Here is a 25,922-nt window from a genome sequence, read left to right on the forward strand (position 1 = left end):
CGTATCCGGGCCGCCGCCATGGGGCGCGGTTCTATCAGTTGGTTTCAGGGTCTTCCATGCTTTCTATCGCCCGCAGGCTGCTCGGCTCGTCGAACGACCGCAAGGTCCGCAAATACCAGCCGCTCGTCGCGAAGATCAACGCGCTGGAGCCCGAATTTGAAAAGCTCACCGATGCACAGCTGATCGAGAAGACCCAGGAATTCCGCCAGCGTGTCGCTGATGGCGAGAAGCTTGAATCGCTTCTGCCGGAGGCTTTCGCCAATGTCCGCGAAGGCGCCAAGCGCGCGCTCGGCATGCGGCATTTCGATGTGCAGCTGATCGGCGGCATCGTCTTGAACAATGGCGGCATTGCCGAGATGAAGACCGGTGAAGGCAAGACGCTGGTCGCCACCCTGCCGGTCTATCTGAACGCCCTGACGCAGAACGGCGTCCATGTCGTGACGGTCAACGACTACCTGGCCAAGCGCGACTCCGAATGGATGGCGCAGGTCTATTCCAAGCTGGGCATGACGACGGGCGTGATCCTGCATGGCATGTCGGACGACGAGCGCCGCCGCGCCTATGGCTGCGACATCACCTACGGCACGAATAACGAGCTCGGCTTCGACTATCTGCGCGACAACATGAAGTATTCGCTGGATGACATGGTCCAGCGCGGTCACCACTACGCGATCGTCGACGAGGTGGACTCCATCCTGATCGACGAGGCGCGCACGCCGCTGATCATCTCCGGCCGGACCGAGGACCGGACCGAATTCTACAAGACGATCGACAAGATCATCCCGATGCTGAACGAGGATGACTACCAGATCGACGAGAAGGCCCGCACCGTGGTCTTCACCGAGGACGGCAACGAGCACATCGAAGACCTCCTCAAGGAACACAATCTGATCGAGGACGGCGATCTCTACGATGTGGAGAACGTCTCGGTCGTGCACCACATCAACCAGGCCCTCAAGGCCCACAAGATGTTCAAGCGCGACAAGGACTACATCGTGAAGGGCAGCGATGTGATCCTGATCGACGAGTTCACCGGCCGCATGATGCCGGGCCGCCGCCTGTCGGACGGCCTGCACCAGGCGATCGAGGCCAAGGAAGGCGTCGACATCCAGCCGGAAAACCAGACGCTCGCCTCGATCACCTTCCAGAACTATTTCCGCCTGTACAAGAAGCTGGCCGGCATGACCGGTACGGCGGCGACCGAAGCCGACGAATTCTTCTCGATCTACAAGCTGGAAGTCGTCGAGATCCCGACGAACAAGCCTATCGCGCGGATCGACAATGAGGACCAGGTCTATCGGACCGCCGACGAGAAATTCGGCGCGATCACCGAGGAAATCCTCGACTGCCAGAAGCGCGGCCAGCCGGTTCTGGTCGGCACGGTCTCGATCGAGAAATCCGAACTCCTCTCGGAAATCCTGACCAAGAAGAAGATCAAGCACCAGGTGCTGAACGCCCGCTATCACGAGCAGGAAGCCAGCATCATCGCCCAGGCCGGCGTGCCGGGTTCGGTGACGATCGCCACCAACATGGCCGGCCGCGGCACCGACATCCAGCTCGGCGGCAATGTCGATTTCCGCCTCGCCGACTGGATCTCCGAAGAGAAGCAGGCCGGCCGCGAACCGACCGAGGACCAGATCAAGGCAAAGCGGTCGGAAATCGCCGCCGACGTCGCGACGAAGAAGAAGCAGGCGCTCGACGCCGGCGGCCTCTACGTCATGGGGTCCGAGCGCCATGAAAGCCGCCGGATCGACAACCAGCTGCGCGGCCGGACGGGCCGTCAGGGCGACCCGGGCAAGTCGCGCTTCTTCATCTCGGTGGAAGACGACCTGCTGCGCATCTTCGCGCCGGAACGGCTCGACACGATCATGCGCACGCTGGGCCTGAAGGAAGGCGAGGCGATCGAGCATCCGTGGATGTCGAAGGCGCTCGAAACCAGCCAGAAGAAGGTCGAGCAGCGCAATTTCGACATGCGCAAGAACGTCCTCAAATACGACGACGTGATGAACGACCAGCGCAAGGCGATCTTCGAACAGCGCATCGAATTCATGTCCGACACCGACCTCTCCGACGTCGTGAAGGACATGCGCCACCAGGCCGCCGAAGACCTCGTCGAGGCGCACATCCCGCCCAAGGCCTTCGCCGACCAGTGGGATATCGAAGGCCTGCACGAAAAGGTGCTGAACACGTTCGGGCTCGACCTGCCGATCGCCGAATGGGCGGCCGAGGAAGGCATTGCCGACGAGGAGATCCGCGACCGGATCACCGAGGCGGCCGACAAGTCCTATGCGGAGAAGGTCGCCGAGGTCGGTCCCGAACTGATGCGCCGCGTCGAGAAGTACGAGCTGCTGCGCACGATCGATGACAACTGGCGCGAGCATCTGCAGCAGCTTGACGCGCTGCGTTCGGTGATCGGCCTGCGGGGCTACGCCCAGCGCGATCCGCTGAACGAGTACAAGACCGAGGCGTTCAACCTGTTCGAACACCTGCTGGAAAGCCTGCGCGAGGAATTCACCCGCCGCATCATGGGCATCCGCATCCAGATGCAGCAGCGCCCGCAAGCGCCGCAGCCGCCGCGCCAGATGCAGGCCATCCACACCGATCCGAAGACGGGTCAGAACGAGATGGCCTCGGCCAGCGACGCGCTCGGCGATCACAGCGAGATCGATCCGGACAATCCCGCGACCTGGGGCAAGGTGCCGCGCAACTCGCCCTGCCCGTGCGGCTCGGGCAAGAAATACAAGCATTGCCACGGTGCGCTCGTCGCCTGATCTCACGCTGCGCAGCCCGCGGCCCGGCGAGGCCGCGGCGCTGTCCGCGCTTTGCCTGCGTTCGAAAGCCCATTGGGGCTATGACGCCGTCTTCCTTGAAACCGTCGCGCCCTATCTGCAGGTCGATCCGGACCTGATCGCGGGCGATTTCGTGCGTGTGGCGGAAGACGCCTCCGGCCGGGCGCTCGGGGTCGTTCAGGTCGACCCGAAGGGCAAGGCCGGGACGCTCGACCTGCTCTTCATCGAACCCTTTGCCATTGGCACCGGTGCGGGCCGCGCGCTCTACGACTGGGCGAAGGCGCGGCTCAAGGCCGCCGGCGAGACGCGGATTACGATCCTGTCGGACCCCGACGCGCGCGGCTTCTACGAGCGCATGGGCGCGGTGTTCATCACCGACCGCCCCTCCGACGTGTTCAAGGGACGGCTTCTGCCCTGGCTGGAGGCGGTGTTGTGACCCCCCTTTCCCCTCGCCCCCATTTGGGGGAGAGGGTGGCGCGAAGCGCCGGGTGAGGGGGTGGACGCAGATTTCGACTTCGGAGCAGAACCCCTCATCCGCCCTTCGGGCACCTTCTCCCCTTCAAAAAGGGGAGAAGGGAAAGTGTGGCAATCAATCTGCCCCGGCCCCCGTGCCGGGGCCTGTCCACGTTTCCGGTTACCCGCGAAGTGGACAGGTCCCGGAATAAATCCGGGACAGCAGGTTCCTTGATATGATTTTCCCTCCCCTCAAGGGGGAGAGCGAATAATCAGCCCTCGCCGGCCTGCATGCGGCCGATGGCGTAGAAGCGGTCGCGGCGCTTCTTCTTCAGCTTGTCGGCCGGAAGGCCGTCGAGCGCGCCGACCGCTGCGTCCAGCGCATCGCCGACATGGCGGATCGTGGTTTGCGCGTCGCGGTGCGCGCCGCCGACCGGTTCGGTGACGATACGGTCGATGATCTTCAGCCCGATCAGGTCCTGGGCGGTGATCTTCATCGCCGCGGCGGCGTCCTTGGCCCGGGCCGAGTCGCGCCACAGTATGGAGGCGCAGCCCTCCGGCGAGATCACCGAATAGATCGAGTGTTCGAGCATGATGACGGTGTTGGCGCTGGCCAGCGCGACCGCGCCGCCCGAGCCGCCCTCGCCGGTGATCACGGAGACGAGCGGCATGCCCAGCGTCAGGCAGCGCTCGGTGCAGCGCGCGATCGCTTCGGACTGGCCGCGCTCTTCCGCGCCGACGCCGGGATAGGCGCCCGCCGTGTCGACGAAGGTCAGGACGGGGAGTTTGAATTTCTCGGCGAGGTCCATCAGGCGGATCGCCTTGCGATAGCCTTCCGGGCGCGCCATGCCGAAATTGTGCTTCAGACGTGTCTGGGTGTCGTGACCCTTTTCATGGCCCAGAACGACGACCGGACGGCCGCGGAAACGGCCGACCCCGCCGACGATGGCGTGGTCCTCGCCATAGCGGCGGTCGCCGCACAGCTCCTCGAAATCCTCGATCAGCGCCTTGCGGTAGTCGCGGAAGTGCGGCCGGTCGGGATGGCGGGCGACCTGGGTCTTCCGCCACGGATCGAGCTTGGAATAGAGCGTCGCCAGCTGGTCCGCCGATTTCTGGCGCAGCTTGCCGATCTCCTCGGCCACGTCCGGGCCTTCGGCAGAGTTGGAGCGTGCGAGCTTTTCCAGCTCCTCGATCTTCGCATCGAGTTCCGCAATCGGACGTTCGAAATCGAGATAGGTACGGGTCGAGTCGGGCATGAGCTCTCTGTTGTGACGCCGCAGTACAAAGCTTGGGGCGCGAAAGCGCCGGGCAACCTATCACCCCTTACGCAAGGAACAAGCCGCGGAAACCACCGCTTTCAGCGCCGCGCCAGCGGGTGGGCGGATTCCACAAGGCTGCGCAGGCGCTCCTCCAGGACATGGGTGTAGATCTGGGTCGTCGAGACATCGGCGTGGCCGAGAAGGAGCTGTACGGCGCGCAGGTCCGCGCCATTGGCCAGAAGGTGCGTGGCAAAGGCGTGGCGCAGGACGTGGGGCGAGATTTTCGACGCGTCGAGCCCGGCCGCGCCCGCCAGGGCTGCGAGGATGCGCGCGAACTGCTCCCGCGTCAGATGCCCGGCGGCGGCGGTGGCCGAGGGGAAGAGGAAGCGCTCCGCCCTGGCCCGCTTCGGTCCGGGCTTCGGCAAATGCGCGTCCCGCACCTCGCGGTAGGCGGCAACAGCTTCGAGCGCTGAATCGGTCAGCGGAACCAGGCGTTCGCGCCCGCCCTTGCCGGTGACGTGGATACAGGCCTCGGCGCGGGAGAAGGCATTCAGCGGCAGGCCGACGAGTTCGGAGACCCGCAAGCCGCCGGCATAGAGAATTTCGAGCAGCGCCCTTGTGCGCACACCCGCCGGGCCATCAAGGCCCTCTGCGGCGCGGAACAGGGCGTCGACATCGTCCTCCGACATGATTTTCGGTAGGGGCCGACCGCGCGCCGGGCCTTTGAGCGGCGCGGCCGGATCGTCGCCTCGGAGTCCTTCGGACAGGAGGAAGCGGTAGAAGCGCCTTGCCGCGGACAGGCGGCGGGCCGACGTCGCGGGGGACAGGCCGTCGCGGCGCATGCCCGCCAGCACGGCTTCGAGATCGCCGGTCTGAGCCGTCATGAGGTCCGCCCCGGTCACGGACAGGCGCGCGGACACGTCGTTCAGATCGCGGCGATAGGCGTCGAGCGTGTTGGCCGCAGCCCCGCGCTCGGCCGCCATCATGTCGAGGAATAGCGCAATGGCCCGGGCGGGCGTCACGCGGTCTCCTCGATGATGCGGGCGAGCAGGAGGTCGCGCGCGGCGTCCGACAGACCGGCCCGGTCAAGCGCGGAAACCACCTGCATCAGCGTGCCGGGGGCGGCGCCTTCAAGACCGTCCTGCAGCGCCGCGGCTGCGAACAGCGCGGTTTCGGCATGCGCGCCGGACGCCGAGGCGGCCGCCATGCCCAGAAGGGCGGGCGAAGCCTGAGGCTCGGTTTCCAGAAGGGCGACACGCCAGTCCGGTGACACGGGCGCGCCCATCAGCGCGAGCATGGCGACATCGCCCACGCCTTCCGCGCCGGCTTCAAGCCGGGCGCCGGTCAGCGCGACCATGGACTCGCGGCCGATCTGGTTCTGCGCCACGGCAATGGCGAGATCGAGCGCAACGAGGAGGCGCGGCGCGGGCGGCGCCCATTCCGGCTCGTCGGCCTCGGATATGACCGGCTCCATGGACGGGCCGTTATCGGGGCCCTTGTCGATCAGATCGTCGATCGTCGCCGGAGCCGGACGCGAACGGCGCGGCGGACCGTCGTCCAGCGCGCGGCGCCAGCGGATCGCCGTCTGACGGTCTCCGGCGGCGAGCGCAGCCAGTACGAAGCGGTGGCCGTGATCCAGCGTCGCGGCGGTGACCGGGATGGTGTCGATCTGGCCGCCATAGCGGCGCGCGACGGGGATGAAGCGGTTTTCGGATGCGGCGTCGGCGAGGGCATGGCCCAGCGCGAGACCGGCGGTGAGGCGGTCATAGTCCTGGCGGATCAGCTGGTCCCAGGCGGAACGGCGTTCGGCGCCTTCCAGCGTCTCGGCATAGGTCATCGCCGCGCCGATCTCGCCGGGCAGTTCAACCGGCTCGGCAGTCGTCTCCGCGACCTCGGTCAGCCAGCCCGGCGCGTCCGACAGGTCGAGTTCAGGCTGGTCTTCTCCCGAGGCGATGCGCGCGAGGGCCAGTTCCAGACCGGTGTCGATCGATACGTCCGGATCATTCCACTGCCCGATCGTGACGGCGTAGAGGAGGGTGTCGAAATCGCGGTCCGGCTCCGCCGCGCTGGCGAGGTCGGCGGACAGTTCCGCCGCGGCGGCTTCGCCATTGATGGCATGGCAGGCCGCGCGGGCGCGCAGCCAGTAAGGCTGGTTGCGGCCATCGATCAGGCCGTTCGTGGTACGGCAGGCCGCGGCTGTTTCGCCCAGCGCGAAACCGAGCTCGGCATGCCAGCGGGCGAGCGCCGGCAGGCGTTCGAGACCGGGGGTCCGCTCCAGCAGGGCATAGGCCGCGATCGGACCGGTCGCCGCGAGCACGCGTTCGGCGCGGAGCACGGCGAGTGCCTCATCGCCGCGGCCGCCCTCGGGCGGGGTTCCGCCGGAGAGGAGGACACGGCCAGCAAAGTCGGCGACGGCCATCGAACCATAGGCGTCATCATCCGGGCCGGGCAGCGCCTGAAGCGCGGCGCGCGCCGTCGCGGCGCTGGAATTGCGCCACATGTCGTTGGCGAGCGGGCGTTCGGCAACATTGACCTCGAGCGGGTCGAGACTGCCGAGTTCCTGGACCTGGATGTCCTGCGCCGCGACGGGCGCAGCCAGGACCAGCGCCAGAAGGCTAGCGCGGGAAATCATCTTCGAGATCAACGCGAACCTCCTCACGGCCGGGGTCGATGCCCTCGGCGAGCAAAACGAGCGTGCCAAATCCCGCGACCACCAGAACCAGCAGGACCAGAAATCCGATCAGCATTCCGCGCATGCGTATTTCCCATCATTGCCGCGCATTGACGATTTCCCGACAGGGTAAGACCGATTGCGGCAAATTCCAGACGCCGCGGCATCATCGCGGCCTTCCGGCGTGCTGCGGCGCACACTACACTCACCGCCATGTCACAGATCGCCGCCCGAGCCGAGACGTTGATCGACCGCCCCATCGCCCTTGTCGGGCTGATGGGCGCGGGCAAGACGACCGTCGGACGGCGGCTGGCCAGGGCGCTTGGGCTGAAGTTCTTCGATGCCGACAAGGAGATCGAACGCGCGGCAGACCGCAGTGTCGTGGAAATCTTCTCCGACTTTGGCGAGGAGGCTTTCCGCGACGGCGAGCGCAAGGTGATTGCCCGCCTGCTCGACGAAGGTCCGTGCGTGCTGGCGCTCGGTGGCGGCGCCTTCGCCAACGACGCGACCCGCGCCATCGTCCGCGACAAGGCGGTCACGGTGTGGCTGAAGGCCGATCTCGACACGCTGATGGAGCGGGTGTCCCGCCGCGATACCCGCCCGCTCCTCCTCACCGGCGATCCGCGCCAGGTGATGGCCGAGCTGATGGCGAAGCGCGAAGCCGCATATTCGCAAGCCGACCTGACAGTCGATGCGACGAGCGGCAGCCACCAGGCGACGATGAAGCTGATCGTGAATGCGCTGGAACAGGCGGGCATATTGTCATGAACGGGATCGAGATCGTTTCCGTCGCGCTCGGCGACCGCAGCTATGACGTCATCATCGGCTCCGGCGCGCTCAAAAGCGCCGCGCCGCGTGTGCGCGAGATCTGCGGGAAGCGCGCGGTGGTCGTCACCGATTCGACCGTGGCGGGCCTGCATCTCGACACGCTGACCAAGGTGTTCGAAGCGGAAGGCGTGGCGGTTGACCCCGTTATCGCGCCGCCGGGTGAAGCGCAGAAAAGTTTCACCGGCCTCGAATCGCTGGTCGATGCGCTCGTCCATGCCGGGGTGGAGCGCGGTGACACGATCGTGGCGTTCGGTGGCGGCGTGATCGGCGACCTGACCGGGTTCGCGGCCTCGATCTATATGCGCGGCATCGACTTCATCCAGATCCCGACCACGCTCTTGGCGCAGGTGGATTCCTCGGTCGGCGGCAAGACGGCGATCAATACGCGGGCGGGGAAGAATCTCGCCGGCAGCTTTCATCAGCCGCGCCTGGTGATCGCCGATACGGAATTTCCTACGACGCTGCCCGAAGGCGAGATCCGCGCCGGCTATGCGGAGATCGTGAAGGCGGCGCTGATCGGCGATGCGGCGATGTTCGACCGGCTGGAAGCCGCCGGGCCGGCGCTGCTCGATCCGCCGCGGATCGGAGCGGCGGTCGCCGACGCGGTGCGGTTCAAGGCGGCCATTGTGGCCGAGGACGAGCGCGAGGCGGGTCGGCGCGCCCTCCTCAATCTCGGTCACACTTTTGCCCATGCCTTCGAAGCCGAAGCGAAGGGCGGCGTGCGCCATGGCGAGGCGGTCGGATGCGGCCTCGCCCTCGCCTTTGCCTGGTCGGCACGCGCAGGCGATTGCCCCGCCGAAGACGCCGAGCGCGTGCGCCAGCACCTCACCGCCATGGGCCTTGCCGGACGGGTCGGAGACCTGCCCGGCGGGCCCTATGACGCGCGGCGTCTGGCCGACCGGATGCGGCATGACAAGAAGAATGCCGACAATTCCGTCACGCTGATCCTCGCGAAAGGGATTGGAAACGCGTATATCCGGCGCGGAGTTGAGGCGGAGCGCCTCGCAGAGTTTCTGGAAGACCAAATCGCATGATCGAATCCTGGGGCCTGGTTGCCCCCATTGTCATCATTCTCGTCCTGCTCGTCCTGTCGGGCTTCTTTTCCGGGTCGGAAACCGCGCTGACCGCCGTGTCGCGGGCGCGCATGCTGGCGCTGGAGAAGGACGGCAATCACGCCGCTGCGCGGGTCAACGCGCTGACGTCGAACGGCGAAAAGCTGATCGGCGCGATCCTGCTCGGCAACAACCTCGTCAACATTCTTGCCTCGACGCTGGCGGCGACCGTCTTCCTGCACCTGTTCGGCGAACTGGGCGTGGCCTATGCCACCGCCGTCATGACCGTGCTGGTCGTGATCTTCTCCGAAGTCCTGCCGAAGACCTATGCCCTGTCCAATCCCGACCGGGTGGCGCTGACGGTGTCCTGGCCGATCCGTCAGGTGGTGCGGGTGTTCTGGCCGATCGTTGCCGGGCTGCAGGCCATCGTTCGCGTGATCCTGCAGGCGCTCGGCGCCAAGGTCGGCGGCCCGCTCTTCTCGCCGCACGAGGAAATCCGCGGCCATATCGACCTGCACCACCAGGAAGGCGGCGTGGTGAAGGACGACCGCGACATGCTGGGCGGCGTTCTGGACCTGCGCGAACTGACCGTTGACGACGTCATGGTCCACCGCAAGAACATCACCATGATGGATGTCGGCATTCCGACCGCCGAACTGGTGACGCAGGCGCTGGCCAGCCCGCACACCCGCCTGCCGCTCTATGAGGGCGATGCCGAGAACATCATCGGCGTCCTGCATGCCCGCGATCTGGCGCGTGCGCTACTGGAGGCCGGCGGCGATCCGGGCAAGATCGACGTGCGCGGCATCGCGCGCGACCCGTGGTTCGTGCCGGAAACCACCGAACTGCTGGAACAGCTGAACACGTTCAAGGAAAAGCGCGAGCACTTCGCCCTCGTCGTCGACGAGTATGGCGCGCTGATGGGCCTCATCACGCTGGAAGACATCCTCGAAGAGATCGTCGGCGAGATCGAGGACGAGCACGACATCACGGTCGAAGGCCTGAAACCCGAAAGCGAGGGCGTCTGGCAGGTCGACGGCTCGCTGCCGATCCGCGACCTCAACCGGGCGCTCGACTGGTCGCTGCCCGATGAGGAAGCAGTCACCGTGGCCGGCCTTGTCATCCACGAGGCGCAGACCATTCCGGAGACGGGCCAGGTGTTCAGCTTCCATGGGGTGCGGTTCGAAATCCTCGAACGCCGCCGCAACCAGATCACCCGCATGCGGATTGCAAGAAGTCCGGATTAACGGGCGCTGCTCCAACTCCAGCCCCGCGATTTCCTCCCCCGCCTGCGGGGGAGGTGCCGAGCGAATGCGAGGCGGAGGGGGGAAGGGGGCCCCCCCCCCCCCCCTCCCCCCTCCACCACTTCGTGGTCCCCCTCCCCCGTGAACGGGGGAGGAAACTGTTCGGCGGCGATCCTAGGGCGGTGCTTGGCGCTGTCGAGTCGGCGCAGCCGAGTCTAACGTTGATTTCATGGACGACGCCGCGCGCCTGCCCCGACTTCCCGACGCCTTCGAGCGCTGGTTCGCCGCGCGCGGCTGGGCGCCGCGTGCGCACCAGCTGGAAATGCTTGACGCTGCGGAGAAGGGCGAAGACGCGCTGCTGATCGCGCCAACGGGCGGGGGCAAGACGCTGGGCGGTTTCCTGCCGAGCCTGGTCGAGCTGCACGCCCGGGTCCAGCAGGAGGGCAAGGACCGGCCGCACCGGCTGCATACGCTCTATCTGTCGCCCTTGAAGGCGCTGTCGGTCGACGTGGCGCGCAATCTGATGACCCCGGTCGAGGAGATGGGGCTGGGTCTGAGGATCGAGACCCGAACCGGCGACACGCCGGTCTCCAAGCGCCAGCGACAGCGCGAGAAGCCGCCGGACATATTGTTGACCACGCCGGAACAGCTCGCCCTGTTCACGGCCTCGCCCAATGCCGAGGCCTTCTTCGCCGATATGCGGCGGATCGTGGTCGATGAAGTCCATGCGCTGGCGCCGCAGAAGCGCGGCGACCTTTTGAGCCTCGGCCTGTCGACGCTCGCGGCGTGGGCCCCGCAGGCGCGGCGCGCGGGGCTGAGCGCCACGATTGCCGACGAGGGCGGACTGGCGCGCTGGATCACACCGCAGTCCGGTGGGGCGGCGCGTTTCGCGCGTATCGTGCGCGGCGGTCCCGGACCAGCGCCCGAGGTGGAAATCCTCGAGACCGAGGACCGCATCCCGTGGGCCGGGCATTACGGCCGCCACATCATCGCGAAGATCTACGAGCGCATTCAGGACGCGCGCATGGCGCTGATCTTCGTGAACACACGCGCCCAGGCCGAAGCGACCTTCCAGGAGCTCTGGCGCATCAACGAAGACGGGCTCGCCATCGCGCTGCATCACGGCTCGCTGGCGGCAGAACAGCGCCGCAAGGTCGAGGCAGCGATGGCGGCGGGCAAGCTGAAGGCCGTGGTCTGCACCTCGACGCTCGATCTCGGGATCGACTGGGGTGATGTCGATCTGGTGCTGCAGCTGGGCGCGCCGAAGGGATCCTCCCGGCTGATCCAGCGACTGGGGCGGTCGAATCACCGGCTCGACCTGCCGTCGCGCGCCGTGCTCGCGCCAACGAACCGGTTCGAATATCTCGAATGCACCGCGGCGCGGGACGCGGTGACCGAAGGCGTGCTCGACGGCGACCGCTTGACTGCCGGCAAGCTGGATGTGCTCGCCCAGCACATCATGAGCCGGGCCTGCGGCGAGGCGGTCGATGCCGACCGGCTCTATGCCGAAATCCGCTCGGCCGCGCCGTATGCCGATCTCGACCGGGCGACCTTCGACCGCGTGTTCGAATTCGACGCCACGGGCGGTTATGCGCTGAAGACCTATGACCGCTTCCGCAAGCTGATCCACGGCAAGGACGGGCTGTGGCGGGTGCGCGATCCGCGCACGGCGCAGCGCCACCGGATGAATATCGGCACGATCATCGAGTCCGAAATGCTGAATGTCCGCCTCTCGTCCGGCGGGCGCGGCGGGCGGGTGCTGGGCCAGATCGAGGAATGGTTCATCGAACAGCTCGCGCCGGGCGACAGCTTCGTCTTCGGGGGGGAAATCCTCGCTTTCGTGGGTCTCAATGAGACCGATGCGCTGGTGCGGAAATCCTCCGACGATGCGCCGCGCGTGCCGACCTATAATGGCGGCAAGTTCCCGCTCTCGACCTATCTCGCCGCCCGCGTCCGGGCACTGACGCACGACCGGTCGCAATGGGCGGGCCTGCCGGAACAGGTGCGCGAATGGCTGGAATTGCAGGCCTTCCGCTCACGTCTGCCGGGGCCGGACGAATTGCTGGTCGAGAGCTTCCCCCGGCATGGCCGCTTCTATCTCGTCTGCTATCCGTTCGAGGGGCGGCTGGCGCACCAGACGCTCGGCATGCTGCTGACGCGGCGGCTTGAACGCCTGCGGAAACGCCCGCTCGGCTTCGTCGCGAACGAATACGCGCTGACCGTCTGGGGGCTCAGCGACATGGCCGATCTCGATCTCGACGACCTCTTTGCCGAGGACATGCTGGGCGACGATCTTGACGCCTGGCTCGCCGAAAGCCCGCTGATGAAGCGGACGTTCGGGCGCTGCGCGGTGATCGCTGGCCTCATCCAGAGGAAGATGCCGGGCCATGAGAAGACGTCGCGGCAGGTCAGCTTCTCGGCCGACCTGATCTATGACGTGCTGCGCCAGCACGAGCCCGATCACATCCTGTTGCAGGCGGCGTGGGAGGATGCCGGGACGGGGTTGCTTGATATTCGCCGCCTGGGCGACGCGCTGCGCCGTGTGCAGGGGCGCATCGTCCACGAAGCGCTGGGCCGCGTCTCGCCGCTCGCCGTGCCGGTGATGCTCGAGATCGGCAAGGAACCGGTCTTCGGCGAGGCGCATGACAGCATTCTGTCGTCGATCTCGGAGGAGGACCTGATCGCCGAGGCGATGGGACGGGACCAGGGGTGGGCCAGTCCAGGTTGATCCCGGGACCAATCCGGGGCATCAATCGTTCATTATGATCCAGTGACCTGATCCGTCATTCCCGCGCAGGCGGGAATCCAGATGTCCAGCCCGGACTGGACCTCCGCCTCCGCGGAGGTGACGCCGTAACTGACGCACTCCCATTCCAGAAATGAGCTTTCCCATGCACGGACCCGATCCGATGAACCCCCATCCCATGCCCGGATTTCCGCGGGTGTGTTTCCTGAAACCGGTGATCACCCGCTCCAATATCGAGGTGGGCGAATACACCTATTACGACGATCCTGACGAGCCGGAACGCTTCGAGGACCGCAATGTCCTCTACCATTACGACTTCACCGGCGACCGGCTGGTGATCGGCCGGTATTGCGCGCTGGCGACCGGCGTCCGCTTCATCATGAATGGTGCCAACCACGCCCTTGGCGGGGTCACGACCTATCCTTTCCAGATCTTCGGGTCGGGCTGGGAGGCGGGCTTCGATCCGGAAAGTCTCGACAGTGGCTATCGCGGCGACACGGTCGTCGGCCACGATGTCTGGATCGGGACGCAGGCGGTGATCATGCCGGGCGTGACCATCGGACATGGAGCGATCGTCGGCTCGTATTCGGTCGTCACGAAGGACGTGCCGCCCTATGCCATCGTCGCGGGCAATCCGGCGGAGGTCCGCAAGATGCGCTTCGACGCAAAGGCGGTGGCGGCGTTGCTCGACATTGCCTGGTGGGACTGGCCGGCCGACAAGGTGACGCGCAATCTCGATGCCCTCCGCAGCGGAGATGTGGAGAGGCTGCGCGCCGCGCGTTGACGGGGCGGGCCGAAGCGGCGAGTTTCGGACCCGGAACAAAAGCGAACGAACGGGCTGGCCAGTGGCCGAGGCGATGGCATTCGAGGACCGCTCCGCATGGAGCCTGTCGGGGGTGGAGGCCATCGCCGACCGGTCGGGCGCGCTCTACCTGCCGGGCGAGCGCGTCCTCGCCGTCGCCGATCTGCATTTCGAAAAGGGCTCGGCCTTCGCGGCGAAGGGGATTTTCCTGCCGCCCTACGACACGCGGGCGACGCTGACCCGGCTGGCCGAAGTGATCGCGCGGCTGAAACCCCGCACGTTGATCGCGCTGGGTGACAGCTTCCACGATCTCGGGGCCGATGGCCGGATGGACGAGGCCGACGCAGACACGCTTGCCGCGCTGGTCCGGTCCGTCGCTGACTGGGTCTGGATCGAGGGCAATCACGACCCGGTACCGCCGCCGCGCTTTGGTGGGTCCATCGCCGGTGAATTGTCGCTGGGGCCGTTGACCTTCCGGCATGAGCCGGCGGGTGGGGTGGGAGAGGTGGCAGGCCACCTCCACCCTTGCGCGAAGGTGTCGGGCAATGGCCGGACGCTGCGGGCGCGGTGTTTCGCCAGCGACGGCAACCGCGCGGTTCTGCCCTCCTTCGGGGCCTTCACCGGCGGGCTGAATGTGCGTGATGCGGCCTTCGCAAAGGTGTTCGGGTGCTGCCCGGACGCCTGGGTGATCGGGCGGCGGACCGTCTACCCGATTGCGGCGCGGCGTCTGCTTCCCGACCGGCGCTAGACGTTCAGGACGATCATCACGGCGGCCGAGAAGACCGCCCCGAAGCTGAGCATCAGGCGGAGACGGCCATACCACTCCGGCCAGGTGCCATCCTTCGCGCCGCGCCAGTCCCAGAAGAAGATCAGCGCAAAGGCCAGGATCAACCCGGCCCAGGCGATCTGCTTGTAGCCGCCGAGATGCGCGGCGACCGCCAGCCAGCCCCCGAGCGACGGGAGAATGGCGAGGGTCAGTTCGCGCGCCCTTGGCACCGCCATGGCGTGGACGACTTCACGCCCCCACCTCGTCCCTCCCAGAAAGGACAGGATGACGGCCGCATACAGCGTGAAGGCGATCTCGGCGCGGCCCGCGTCCGGCCCTTCGGCGAACAGACGCCAGATCACCGGGGCGTAGAAGGGAATGAGACCGGCAAGGCCGAGCCACAAGGCGGGGGCAGGGATCATGACGGAACTCCGCTTTCTCGTCAGCGGCGGTTGAAGATAGCGGCTGCGGCCCATCCGAAAAGGACGGCGAGCGCGGCGCATACCAGGCCGTAGAGCCAGGCATGCTGATGGGCGAATTCGTAGATGATGCGTTCAAGGCCGGCCTTGCGCACTTCCAGCGTCACCGAGCGGTCCGCCACGGCACGGCCATTGCGAAACAGGTAGACATCAACCGTGTAGTCGCCGACGGGCGTGCGCGGGGGCAGGGTGACCTTGGCCCGGAACAGGCCGCCATCCAGTAGATCGACGCCCTGGAAGGTTTCCGCGAACAGCGCTTCGCGCCGGCGGTTGCGTGCGATTGCGGCGCGGTATTCCGCGATCTCCGCCCCGATCTCGCTGACGGTGACCTCGACGCCGAAGCGGACTTCCTGACGCTCCGTTTCCGGGGCGTCGAGCCGCAAATGGTCGAGGCCGATGCCTTCGCGGCGCAGCGCGGAGAAGGCGCCGACTTCCGACAGGGGCCGCGTCGAGGCGACGGTGTAGTAGGACGGCACGTCCTCGAAATGGACCGGTGCCATATTCACCCAGACGCCGAGCACCCGGCTCTGGCGCATCACGCGGAGATCTTCCTGCGGCCCGCGCACCACGATCACGATATCGTCGCTCTCGCGCATGCCCTGGGCCGCGCCGAAAAGGATGAGCTGCGTGCCGGCGAAGTCCGACCGGATGTCGACGCGTTCCTGGGTGAGCGCCGCAACGATCGCCGGGCCGTCGGCCGCGGGCTGTTCGGCCTCGTCCTGAGCACCTGCGCGCGGGGCAAGTGCCAGCAGGGTGAGGAGGGCGAGCCAGTATCTCATACCTGCGGCCGCCCGAGCGAAATGATGTTGAACAGGTCTTCCGGGGTCGCGACGAGATCCCAGCCGACCTTGAGGCAGACGGCGATGACCAGCACGGCGAGCGCGACGCGCAATTCCTCGGCGCGGATATTCCGGCCCGCGCGGGCCCCCAATTGCGCCCCGACGACCCCGCCGACGATCAGGGCCAGGGCGAGAACGATGTCGACCGTCTGGTTCTGACCGGCCTGAAGGATGGTGGTCAGAAGCGTGACAAAGAGGATCTGGAACAGGGAGGTGCCGATGACGACATTCGTCGGCATGCGCAGGAGGTAGATCATCGCCGGCACCATGATGAAACCGCCGCCGACACCCATGATCGCGGTCAGCGTGCCGACGAAAGCGCCGATCACGACCGGCGGAATGACCGAGAGGTAGAGGCCGGACTTCGGGAAGCGCGTCTTGAAGGGCAGGCGATCGATCCAGCGCCGCTTTCGGCGCGCCGCCCGGTTCGTGGTGGACCTGGTCCCGCGATACCGGCGAATGAGGGCGTTGACGCTCTCGATCAGCATCAGCGTGCCGATCGTGCCGAGAAAGCCGACATAGCAGAGCGAGATGATCAGATCGATCTGACCGAGCGCCTGCAGATATCCGAAAATCTGGACGCCCGCGAACGCCCCGGCCATGCCGCCGACGAGCAACAGCCCGCCCATCTTCAGGTCCAGCGTGCCGCGCCGCCAGTGCGCGATCGCGCCCGAGGCGGAGGAGGCGGCAATCTGGTTGGCCTGGGTCGACACGGCCACGGCGGGCGGGATGCCGATGAAGATCAGGAGCGGCGTCATCAGGAAGCCGCCGCCGACGCCGAACATGCCTGACAGGAAGCCCACTCCGACGCCAAGGCTCAGCAATAGCAGGAGGTTTACGGAGATCTCGGCGATGGGCAGATAGACCTGCACCGCCCCTATCCCTGACCGGCGCGCTCGAGCCGGCCGATCAGAACTGCATCGATTTGCCCGGTGGGCGTGATCCCCGCATCGCGTTCGAAGTCGCGCACGGCATTGACGGTCTGTGCGCCGGCCACGCCATCTGCGGGTCCGGGCTGATAGCCCAGCGCGGCGAGAAGCTCCTGCGCCTGACGCACCATGGCCGGGGTCGTGGTTTGCGGCTGACCCCAAGGGGTGGCGGCGTAGTTGCCGTTGGCTTCCTCGTCGATCGGACGCGGCGTGAATCCGGCGATGACGGCGTCGGCTTCCTCGCGCGCGGCGTCGGACAGGGAGGAGCGAATCCGGTTGGCCTGGGCTTGCGCACCGTCGTCGCCGCCGGCCGCCGCGATCGAATACCAGGCATAGGCATCGGGTGCGCTCTGCGGTACGCCGAGCCCGCGCTCAAACAGGATGGCCAGGTTGAACTGGCTGTCGGTCATGCCGTGCAGCGCGGCCTGCTCGAACCAGTGGGCGGCCTGGTCCCAGTCCTGCGGCGCGCCAGAGCCGGACGAATACATCACACCCATATTGTGCATGGCGCGGCGGTGCCCCGCCGTGGCGGCCATCTCGGTCCAGCGGCGGGCTTCTTCGAGGTCCGCCGTCACGCCTTCGCCGCGTTCCAGCATCTTGGCGTAGCGGTATTGCGCAGCCGGAACACCCTGTTCGGCGGCGCGCCGCATCAGCACTGCAGCCCCTTCCGCGTCACCGGCTTCGATCTGCTGCAGGGCCAGCTGGTAGCGCGCGACGGGGTCACCGTCGGCGGCGGCTTCGTTCAGCGTACGCGGGCGGCTGACCGGCGGGATGGAATTGTCGAGCGAGGCGACCTGGTTGCGCGGCGCATCCTCGGCCGTGGCATTCCGGACCGGCTCCTCGGCAGGCGCAACGTTCTGTGCCGGTGCGTCGACCTCGGCTGCGGCGACGCCGGAGTCCGGATTGGCCACGATTTCGGCTTCAGGGCCGGACGCCGGCGGCGTGGCCGTCGCGGCGCCTTCCATCTCCGGCGGATTGTCACCCATCAGTGCTGCGGCAAGCGCGGCCTCGTCGAGTGTCGCTTCGCGCGTCGGACGATCGCCTGTCATGCTGTCGAAGACCAGAACACCCGCCGCGCCTGCAATGGCGATGAAGCCGGCGACGCTCAGCGCGATGACCAGCGAGCGGCCGCGGCCACCGCCATTCTGCGGCGAGCCGTAATCCGAATAGCCGGGATTGGCGCCGACGCGGTTGCGCGCCGCGGCCAGGAAATCGGCGTCGGCGGTCGCGCCGATGCGTGCCGGGCGGCGCGGTTCGGGCCTCGGCGCTTCCTCGACCGGAGAAGGGCGTTCCTCGCGGCGCGCGCGGGCGGGACGCGGTGCCGGCTCTTCCTGCCATTCCGGTTCGGCCGGAGCCTCGACGCGGTGTTCGCTGCGCGCGTCGCGGCGCGCCTCAGCCTGCGGTGCGGGCCGGGTTTCAGGTTGCGGATCGGCTTGCGGCCGGGTTTGCGGTTCGGGCGCGGAATAACGCGTGCTCTCCGCCGTGCTGGTCCACGCCGAGCCGGAGTCCTCGGTGATCAGGAAGGGGTCTTCCTCATCCTCGTCCGACCCCATCGGCGTTTCCGCCTCCGGCGGCGGGGCCAGCGGCGTATCGAAATCCGGGACTTCGCGTGCGGAGCGCGCGGGGGAGGGGATCGGGGCCGGTTCGGGTTCCGGTTCGGGCTCAGCAGCGGTGCGGGCCTGCTCGATCGCCTCGAGCCGGTCGGCGAGCGCATTCATAGCCCGCTGGACCGGCGTCAGTGCTTCCTCCGTCTCCTGACGGGCCGCGCTCAACCGTTCGCCGATCCCGGCGAGGGCTTCCTTGATACGCTCGGCAGTGCGTTCCTCGCTGCGCATGAGGCGCGCTTCCAGATCGTCCTCGGTGGCGCGGGCGCGTTCCATCTTCTCCAGCGCCTCGGTCATGCGCTTGCTGGAGGCTTCGATGGCGGCGGCGGATTTCTGCTCGGATTCGGCAACTCGCTCGGTCAGCGACTGGCCGAGACGGGCAATCTCATCGCCCATCTGCTTGATGCCGGCGCGGCTTTCGTCGCGCACCGCGTCGAGGCGGCGGTCGAGTTCGCGTTCGCTGCGGTTGTCGCGCTCGCGGTCGTTCAGCTGGCGCTCGTGATCGCGCAGACGGTCGTCCATGACCCGGGCGAGGCGAGTGATCTCGATGCCGATCTTGGAGAGGGCTTCGCTGTGCCGTGTCTCGGACTCGGCGATGCGGCGTTCGGTGGCCTTCAGCTGCTGTTCGAACCGGTCGGGAGTGCGGTCGTGTTCGAGGCGTTCGATCTGACGCGCGAAGTCGGCGCGCGTGTCGGAGACGATGCGGGCGACTTCGTCGGCGAAGCGGTCGAAGCGCTGGTTCAGCCCGTCGGGATCGTTCGAACTGGCGCGGGCCTCGACGGCGCGCAGCCGGGTATCGAGCCGCACGACGGATTCGTCGATCGTGCGTGCGGCGTCATGGGACAGGCCCTCGGTCGCTTCGAGCCGGCGGCGGAGCCGGTCGATCGCATTGTGCAGGCCGTTCAGGGCTTCGCCGGCAAGACGTTCGCGGTCGCCGGAGCGCTTCAGATCGGCGTCGAGCGCCTGACTGCGGGATTCCAGCGCGGTGAGCTTTTCCGAGAGGGTGCGGGCGGTCTCGTCGGCGCGGCGGGCCAGTTCACCGGTCTCGTGCAACTGCCGGCCGGTTTCCGTCTCGGTTCGGTAGAGCCGGCTGGCGAGGCGTCCGAATGCGGTTTCCAGCGCCTTCGTGGTTTCCGGCGCGAGTTCGACACCCTTGTCTTCAAGGCGTTTGACACGGTGCGCCAGTGCCTCGGCAACAGACCGCGCGCGTTCTACGGCCTCGCGCGTCTTGCGGCTTTCCTCGCCATAACCCTTTTCGGCGGCTTCCAGCCGTTCGTTGAGGGTTTCGAGCGTGGTGTCGATGTCTTCCAGCGCCTCGGCGGAGGACATTTCACTGCTCTCGAGGCGCTGCGAGAGACGGTCCACCATGCCGCGCAACAGGGCTTCGCCTTCGTCGGACCGCTGGGAAAAGCCGGGGAAGGCCTCGAGGCTCTGTTCCCAGGCGGGCGTGTCGGGATCGTCGGTGGAGCCATCGTCGAGGATGACGCGGTTCAACCATTCGCCAAGCGTCATGCCTTCGCGCCGGGCGGCCGTTTTGGCCCTCGCGCGGGCGCGGGGATCAATCCCCTTTACGCTCCACGGTCCCCCGGACGACATACGAATCACACTCCCCGCCTTTTGGCAGACCGTATCCAGCGGTTAATTTAGTGTAAACCAACCGGGCTGCCCCAAGATGTGGTGTTTCCACACCTCATTCCCGGGACGGGTCCGCCGACAACTCCGCGCAACGAGGTTAATGACAAGTGCGCCGGTTAACGTGCGGTAAAGCTCGGTTAACGCAGAGGGAAGAATTCCGGGGCGAGGCGCTGAAGCCGGATTTCGACCACGCCCGCCTGGCGCAGCAATTCATGCTCCGTACCGCCGGGGATGTGCCGTCCCAGATCCAGCATCGCCCAGGCCGCATCCGCGTGATTGGCGGCCAAATGCGCCTGCGCCAGATGCCAGTAGATGGCGGGCGCATAGGCGTCCTTTTCGGCGGAATTCGCCAGCAGGACGAAGGGGTCGGTATCGGGCAGGTCCGCGTCGGCACCCGCGCTGGCGGCCCAGGCGATCAGCTCATTGCCCGCGATCATGTTCGCGGCGGCGCCCGCAAATCCCGGGGCTTCCAGATAGGGGAGCACCGACTCGTACGCGGCTTCCGAGTCGCCGGTGGACAGACCGGCGAGGCCCGAGAACAGTGCTTCGAACTCCGCATTGCCGAGGCCGGACGCGACCAGCGAGCCAAGCGCCTGACAGGCGGCACGGGCATTATCGCCCATCTGGCATTGCCCGCGATGGGCGGAGTCCTGGTAGAGCGTCAGATAGGCCAGCGCGAGTTCGCCTTGCTCACGCAGGCGTTCGGCCGTTCCGGTGATGTCGGTGCTGGCCGGCGGGTTGGCATTCGCGATTGCGCGAAGCGCCGCTTCCGCCGGTTCCGCGACCGGTGCGAGCGATCCGTCAAATGCCGGTTCGAGACCATCCGGGAGCGGGAATTCCGCTTCCGGGTCTTCGACCGCGATCAGCGTCCAGACCTCGCGGCGCCCCTCCGGACTGTTCGGACTGACCACGACGAAGCTGAATTGCTGCGGGATGGCTTCGGCGTCCGCGAAGGCGGCAAAGGCGTCCGGGTGGACGGGCAGGGCGTGGCGCATCCAGCCCCGGAAGACGCGGACAAATCCGGGTTGGTAGAGGCCGTGATGGCGGTCGTCCTCGACCGCCTCTTGTGCCGGTTCGGCCTCCGTTTCGGTGGCGAGCTCAGCGCCCGCGCTGACGACTTCTTCTTCATCGCCGGAATCCCCGCGCAGCAGGGCTTCGATGTCGTCCGTCGGGACGCCGGAGAATGCTTCCTCGGCCTCGTTCGCTCCGTCCTCGGCGTCGGCTGCTTCGTCGGTCGGGTCATCGGCGTCGGCATTTCCGGCGTCGTCCCCTTCCTCCATGGCCGACGGATCGCCGCGCATTGCGGTCTCGTCGAAGGAGAAGACGTCGAGGCCTCCGGCGCGCAGCACGGAGATCATGCCGTCGGACTGCCGGACCGTCAGTTCGACCGGATTCATCCGCAAGCCCATCGCCGATTCCAGCCAGAAGCGGTCGAAGGTCCGGCCCGGACCGAAGGGAATGTCCTGAAGCGATCCGCCCCGCGACAGGGCGAGATAGGTGTCGAGCCGGCGGCGGACGTCGCCGTAGACGCTGGTGTTGCGATAGGTGCCGGCCTCGTCGTTCGCAACCAGGCGGCGGTCGTGCGCGAAGTCGTAGAGCACGGGCGGCGTCTCGCCGGTGTCGTAGGCGAAGTCCGGTCCGATCAGCACGGTGCGGGTCAGCGGTTCACCGCGCGCTTCGCCGTCCATGGTTTCGACCTGGACCTGCCAGACAAGGCGGATGACCGAGCCTTCCATCAATTCCGGGCGCGGATAATCGCTCGAATTGAGCCAGGGGCCGGCCTCGGTCGCGGCCACCGGTTCGGTACCGGCCGGCGTCTCGACCGGCGTGTCGGTGTCGAGCACGAAGTCCGCAACGGCCTCGTCCGTGTCGACTGCGTCGTCGGCCTCGTCGTCCTCGTCCTGCATGTCCTGCGGGAAGGGGATGGTCACGCCCGGAATGGCGTGTGCCGGGGCGGCGAGAAGCAAAAGCAGGAAGGCGAGGGCAAGCGCGCGCATGGACGAGTCCTGACGATGGCGGGTCCGGCTTGGCATGGCCGGGGATTGCGGCGAGGGAAGGGCGGGCGCTGCGCGAGGTCAAGCCCATGTTTCCACAGGCATCACCGGATTGTCGCTAAATTGACGTTGACGTTCGCGTAAACGTGAGTCACGTTCCCACGCATGATCAAGCCGGTTTCGCCCGCTTCATCCTTCACGATCCGCGACCTTTCCGCCGAATTCGGCGTCACGGCGCGGGCGCTACGCTTTTACGAACAGAAGGGCCTGCTGACCCCCGATCGCCGCGGGGCCCAGCGCATCTATTCCGCTGCCGATCGTGCACGGCTTGCGCTCATCCTGCGCGGCAAGCGCGTCGGTTTCTCGCTCGACGAGATCAAGGAGATGCTCGATCTCGAAGCGATCGACAGCGGCGGCCGCGCGCATCTCGAAGAATCCATCAAGCGTTTTCGCGAGCGGATCGGCGATCTCGAACGCCAGCGCGAGGATATCGACGCCGCGATCGAGGAACTCGAGGCCGGTTGCCGCTGGATGGAAGAGCGCCTGGCCGACCGCGAGCCATCGGAAGACCTGCGCAAGCGTTTGCGTGCCTTTGAAGCCCTGGCCGAGGCGCGCATGAGCGCCTGGACGGGCGCCGCCCCCGAACCCAGTTCCTGACCCTTTCGACCCTGCACGGAGATCTCTGATGCCGAGCTATTCCGCCCCCGTCCGCGACTATCAATTCCTCCTCCACGAGGTGCTGGACGTGTCGCAATACAGCAATCTTCCGGGCTTCTCCGACCTCGACCGGGAGACGCTCGACGCCATCCTCGAAGAGGGCGGCAAGTTCGCCAGCGAAGTGCTGGCCCCGATCAACCGTACCGGCGACATCCAGGGCTGCACGCGTCATGATGACGGCTCGGTGACGACCCCGGACGGCTTCAAGGATGCCTACAAGCAGTTCGCCGCGGCCGGCTGGATGGGCCTGGGGCAGGACCCGGAATATGGCGGCCAGGGGCTGCCTCACATCCTGTCGCTCGCGGTCGCGGAGATGACGTCCGGCGCGAACATGGCGTTCGGGATGTATCCGGGCCTGACGGGCGGCGCGGTTCGCGCGCTCGTCGCCGGCGGGTCGGAAGACCAGAAGCAGATGTATCTGCCGAAGATGATCTCCGGCGAATGGACCGGCACGATGAACCTCACCGAGCCGCATTGCGGCACGGATCTTGGCCTTCTGCGCACCAAGGCGGTGCCGCAGGCCGATGGCAGCTACGCGATCTCCGGCCAGAAAATCTGGATCTCGTCGGGCGAGCACGATCTGTCGTCCAACATCATCCACCTCGTCCTCGCGCGCATTGAAGGCGCGCCGGAGGGCGTGAAGGGCATCTCGCTTTTCGTGGTGCCGAAATTCCTGCCGGACGAAAATGGGGATGCCGGCGAGCGCAACGCGCTGCAGTGCGGCGGCCTCGAAGAGAAGATGGGCATTCACGGCAACGCCACCTGCGTCATGAACTATGACGGCGCGAAGGGCTGGCTGGTCGGCGAAGAGAACAAGGGCCTCAAGATCATGTTCGTCATGATGAATGAGGCGCGTCTGGGTGTCGGCCTGCAGGGTCTCGCGATCGCCGAGGCGGCGTATCAGAACTCGCTGGCCTTCGCGAAGGACCGTCTCCAGGGCCGGTCGCTGACCGGGCCGAAGAACCCCGATGGTCCGGCCGATCCGATCATCGTCCACCCGGACGTGCGCCGGATGCTGATGGACCAGAAGTCCTTCATCGCCGCGGCGCGCTGCTTCATCTCGTGGGCGGCGCTTCAGGCGGATCTCGAACACAATTCCGACGATGCCGATACGCGGGAGAAGGCGGGCGACTACATGGCGCTTCTGACCCCGATCGTGAAGGCCTATCTGACCGACAAGGGTTTCCTGTCGGCGTCGAATGGTCTGCAGGTGTTCGGCGGTTCGGGCTATGTCGAGGAATGGGGCATGAGCCAGTTCGTGCGCGATGCCCGCATCACGCTGATCTATGAAGGCACGAACGGCGTTCAGGCGCTCGACCTCGTCGGCCGCAAGCTGGCGATGAACGGCATGCGTCCGATCACCAGCTTCTTTGCCGAGCTGGACGCCTGCGTGGCGGAAGGCGGCGACGAGACGGTGAAGCCCTTCCTCGACGCGGTCGCCTCGACCAAGGCTGCGCTGAAGGAAGCCACCGACTGGCTGGTCGAAAACGGCCTCAAGGACTTCAACAATGCCGGGGCGTCGAGCCACGACTACCTGCAGCTCTTCGGCCTGACCTGCCTGACCTATATGTGGGCGCTGATGGCCAAGGCCGCCGCGAAGAAGGCGGGCGATCCCTTCCACGACACCAAGCTGAAAACCGGGCGCTACTTCCTCGACCGCTGGGTCCCGGAAGCCGGAATGCACCTTGCCAAGGTCAAGGCCGGGGCGGCCTCGATGATGGCGCTCGAATCCGAGGAGTTCTGATCCATGCAAGCCGATCCGCTCAACGTCCCGAAACCGTCCTGGCTCGACCAGGAAGACGTGAACATGTTCGATCACGCCGTGCGCGGCTTCATCGAGAAGGAATGCGCACCGCATGGCGACCGCTGGGAGAAATCCGGCAAGGTCGACCGCGAAGTCTGGAACAAGGCTGGCGAGGCCGGAATTCTGGTCCCGGCCTGCCCGGAGGAATATGGCGGTGCCGGCGGCGACTGGCGGCACGACTACGTCTTCCACATGGCTGCCGCCGAAATGGGTGTCGATGGCTGGGGCGCCTCGCTGCACAACTCCATCGTCGCGCCCTATGTCTGGCATTACGGCACGGAAGAGCAAAAGCAGCGCATCCTGCCGAAAATGGTCTCCGGCGAATATGTCGGCGCGATCGCCATGTCCGAACCGGCGGCCGGCAGCGACCTGCAGGGCATCAAGACGACGGCGAAGAAGGACGGCAACGGCTACCGCATCAACGGGTCGAAGACCTTCATCACCAATGGCGGCACGGCGAATTTCATCATCGTCGTGGCCAAGACCGACCCGGCGGCCGGCGCGAAGGGCACGTCGCTCTTCATGGTTGAGACCGATGGCCTCGAAGGCTTCCGCCGCGGCCGCCTGCTCGACAAGGTGGGGCTGAAGGGTCAGGACACGGCGGAGCTGTTCTTCGACGATGTCTGGGTGCCGTCCGAGGCACTGCTGGGCACGGAGGAAGGCCAGGGCTTCATCCAGCTGATGCAGCAATTGCCGCAGGAACGCCTGCAGATCGCGGTGCAGGGCGTCGGCATGATGAAGCGGGCGCTCGACGAGACGATCCGCTATGTCAAGGAACGCCATGCCTTCGGCAAGCCGATCCTCGCCTTCCAGAACACGCAGTTCAAACTGGCCGAGCTGAAGACCAAGGCGACGATTGCCGAGGTGTTCTGCCATCACTGCTCGGAGCGCCTCATCGAGGGCACGCTCGACGCCTCGACCGCCTCGATGGCGAAATACTGGGTGTCGGACATCCAGTGCGAGCTGGTCGATGAATGCGTCCAGCTGCACGGCGGCTATGGCTTCATGAATGAATATCCGATCGCCCGCATGTGGCGGGATTCGCGCGTGCAGCGCATCTATGGCGGCACGAACGAGATCATGAAGCTGCTGATCTCGCGGACGCTTTGATGATCTATCCCCCCTCCGACTCGCTGGCGCTCTACACCTTCCCTGTGAACGGGGGAGGAAAAGAGGCTGGCGTGTTTTCTCCCCCCGCCTGCGGGGGGAGTGCCGCGAAGCGGCGAGGGGGGGATAGGCGCCGGGCGGCCAATGTATACTCCGAACCGCCTTTCGCTGGCGCGGGGGGGGGGGGGGGGGGGGGGGGGGGGG

At 66.7% G+C, this 25,922-nt stretch carries 20 protein-coding genes; 11 read left to right on the forward strand and 9 right to left on the reverse strand.

What is annotated here, in order from left to right; genetic code table 11:
- The first annotated feature begins 56 nt into the window (after positions 1 to 56).
- Together secA and L5876_RS13165 are read left to right on the forward strand one after the other, a co-directional pair.
- A complete protein-coding gene (secA, locus tag L5876_RS13160) occupies positions 57 to 2,771 on the forward strand; it encodes a preprotein translocase subunit SecA (protein WP_236956818.1) in 2,715 nt (904 codons plus the stop codon).
- The gene (locus tag L5876_RS13165; protein WP_236956819.1) at positions 2,755 to 3,225 is read left to right on the forward strand and encodes a GNAT family N-acetyltransferase; all 471 of its coding nucleotides are present in this window, start codon (positions 2,755 to 2,757) and stop codon (positions 3,223 to 3,225) included. The genes secA and L5876_RS13165 overlap by 17 nt, the downstream gene beginning before the upstream one ends.
- Positions 3,226 to 3,514: 289 nt before the next feature.
- Here the strand turns inward: L5876_RS13165 and L5876_RS13170 are convergent, their stop codons facing one another.
- From L5876_RS13170 to L5876_RS13185, 4 genes are all read right to left on the reverse strand, one after another.
- Complete coding sequence (locus L5876_RS13170; protein WP_236956820.1) at positions 3,515 to 4,498, reverse strand: acetyl-CoA carboxylase carboxyltransferase subunit alpha; 984 nt, start codon at positions 4,496 to 4,498, stop codon at positions 3,515 to 3,517.
- Positions 4,499 to 4,599: 101 nt separating this feature from the next.
- Positions 4,600 to 5,523, reverse strand: a complete 924-nt coding sequence (locus tag L5876_RS13175) for a site-specific tyrosine recombinase XerD (RefSeq protein ID WP_236956821.1) — start codon at positions 5,521 to 5,523, stop codon at positions 4,600 to 4,602.
- Positions 5,520 to 7,145, reverse strand: a complete 1,626-nt coding sequence (locus L5876_RS13180) for a hypothetical protein (RefSeq protein ID WP_236956822.1) — start codon at positions 7,143 to 7,145, stop codon at positions 5,520 to 5,522. The genes L5876_RS13175 and L5876_RS13180 overlap by 4 nt, the downstream gene beginning before the upstream one ends.
- Positions 7,117 to 7,257, reverse strand: a complete 141-nt coding sequence (locus L5876_RS13185; protein WP_236956823.1) for a hypothetical protein — start codon at positions 7,255 to 7,257, stop codon at positions 7,117 to 7,119. The genes L5876_RS13180 and L5876_RS13185 overlap by 29 nt, the downstream gene beginning before the upstream one ends.
- Positions 7,258 to 7,385: 128 nt before the next feature.
- Here L5876_RS13185 and L5876_RS13190 point away from each other — a divergent pair, with 128 nt between their 5' ends.
- From L5876_RS13190 to pdeM, 6 genes are all read left to right on the forward strand, one after another.
- Complete coding sequence (locus tag L5876_RS13190; protein WP_236956824.1) at positions 7,386 to 7,940, forward strand: shikimate kinase; 555 nt, start codon at positions 7,386 to 7,388, stop codon at positions 7,938 to 7,940.
- The gene (gene aroB, locus L5876_RS13195) at positions 7,937 to 9,034 is read left to right on the forward strand and encodes a 3-dehydroquinate synthase (protein WP_236956825.1); all 1,098 of its coding nucleotides are present in this window, start codon (positions 7,937 to 7,939) and stop codon (positions 9,032 to 9,034) included. The genes L5876_RS13190 and aroB overlap by 4 nt, the downstream gene beginning before the upstream one ends.
- Positions 9,031 to 10,299: an HlyC/CorC family transporter gene (locus tag L5876_RS13200; protein ID WP_236956826.1), complete on the forward strand. Its 1,269-nt coding sequence runs from the start codon at positions 9,031 to 9,033 to the stop codon at positions 10,297 to 10,299. Before aroB ends, L5876_RS13200 begins: the two co-directional genes overlap by 4 nt.
- Before the next feature lie 226 nt (positions 10,300 to 10,525).
- Positions 10,526 to 13,024 carry a ligase-associated DNA damage response DEXH box helicase gene (locus L5876_RS13205; RefSeq protein ID WP_236956827.1) on the forward strand — a complete coding sequence of 833 codons (2,499 nt, stop codon included), beginning with the start codon at positions 10,526 to 10,528 and terminating at the stop codon, positions 13,022 to 13,024.
- 151 nt (positions 13,025 to 13,175) lie between these two features.
- Positions 13,176 to 13,826 (forward strand): CatB-related O-acetyltransferase, encoded by a 651-nt coding sequence (locus tag L5876_RS13210; protein WP_370469068.1) that lies wholly within the window; start codon positions 13,176 to 13,178, stop codon positions 13,824 to 13,826.
- A 73-nt stretch (positions 13,827 to 13,899) separates the two neighbouring features.
- Positions 13,900 to 14,592, forward strand: coding sequence for a ligase-associated DNA damage response endonuclease PdeM (gene pdeM / locus L5876_RS13215; RefSeq protein ID WP_272906973.1), 693 nt, complete (start codon positions 13,900 to 13,902; stop codon positions 14,590 to 14,592).
- Here the strand turns inward: pdeM and L5876_RS13220 are convergent.
- The 5 genes from L5876_RS13220 to L5876_RS13240 all read right to left on the reverse strand — a co-directional run bounded on the left by L5876_RS13220 (position 14,589) and on the right by L5876_RS13240 (position 22,093).
- Positions 14,589 to 15,032: a DUF3429 domain-containing protein gene (locus L5876_RS13220; protein ID WP_236956830.1), complete on the reverse strand. Its 444-nt coding sequence runs from the start codon at positions 15,030 to 15,032 to the stop codon at positions 14,589 to 14,591. The genes pdeM and L5876_RS13220 overlap by 4 nt on opposite strands.
- Before the next feature lie 20 nt (positions 15,033 to 15,052).
- On the reverse strand, positions 15,053 to 15,868 hold the full coding sequence (locus tag L5876_RS13225; protein ID WP_236956831.1) for a TIGR02186 family protein: 816 nt from the start codon (positions 15,866 to 15,868) through the stop codon (positions 15,053 to 15,055).
- Positions 15,865 to 16,800 carry a sulfite exporter TauE/SafE family protein gene (locus L5876_RS13230; protein WP_236956832.1) on the reverse strand — a complete coding sequence of 312 codons (936 nt, stop codon included), beginning with the start codon at positions 16,798 to 16,800 and terminating at the stop codon, positions 15,865 to 15,867. The genes L5876_RS13225 and L5876_RS13230 overlap by 4 nt, the downstream gene beginning before the upstream one ends.
- Positions 16,801 to 16,805: 5 nt before the next feature.
- Positions 16,806 to 19,973 carry an SEL1-like repeat protein gene (locus L5876_RS13235; RefSeq protein ID WP_236956833.1) on the reverse strand — a complete coding sequence of 1,056 codons (3,168 nt, stop codon included), beginning with the start codon at positions 19,971 to 19,973 and terminating at the stop codon, positions 16,806 to 16,808.
- Between the two features lie 260 nt (positions 19,974 to 20,233).
- Positions 20,234 to 22,093, reverse strand: coding sequence for a hypothetical protein (locus L5876_RS13240; protein WP_236956834.1), 1,860 nt, complete (start codon positions 22,091 to 22,093; stop codon positions 20,234 to 20,236).
- Positions 22,094 to 22,255: 162 nt separating this feature from the next.
- Here L5876_RS13240 and L5876_RS13245 point away from each other — a divergent pair, with 162 nt between their 5' ends.
- Genes L5876_RS13245 through L5876_RS13255 form a run of 3 tightly spaced genes read left to right on the forward strand, consistent with a single transcriptional unit; the run spans position 22,256 to position 25,721 of the window.
- Positions 22,256 to 22,747 (forward strand): MerR family DNA-binding transcriptional regulator, encoded by a 492-nt coding sequence (locus L5876_RS13245; RefSeq protein ID WP_236956835.1) that lies wholly within the window; start codon positions 22,256 to 22,258, stop codon positions 22,745 to 22,747.
- Between the two features lie 28 nt (positions 22,748 to 22,775).
- Positions 22,776 to 24,551 (forward strand): acyl-CoA dehydrogenase C-terminal domain-containing protein, encoded by a 1,776-nt coding sequence (locus tag L5876_RS13250; protein ID WP_236956836.1) that lies wholly within the window; start codon positions 22,776 to 22,778, stop codon positions 24,549 to 24,551.
- A 3-nt stretch (positions 24,552 to 24,554) separates the two neighbouring features.
- Positions 24,555 to 25,721, forward strand: coding sequence for an acyl-CoA dehydrogenase family protein (locus tag L5876_RS13255; RefSeq protein ID WP_236956837.1), 1,167 nt, complete (start codon positions 24,555 to 24,557; stop codon positions 25,719 to 25,721).
- Positions 25,722 to 25,922 lie beyond the last annotated feature (201 nt).

The sequence above is a fragment of the Hyphobacterium sp. SN044 genome (assembly GCF_021864465.1).
In the GTDB taxonomy this organism is placed as follows: domain Bacteria; phylum Pseudomonadota; class Alphaproteobacteria; order Caulobacterales; family Maricaulaceae; genus Hyphobacterium.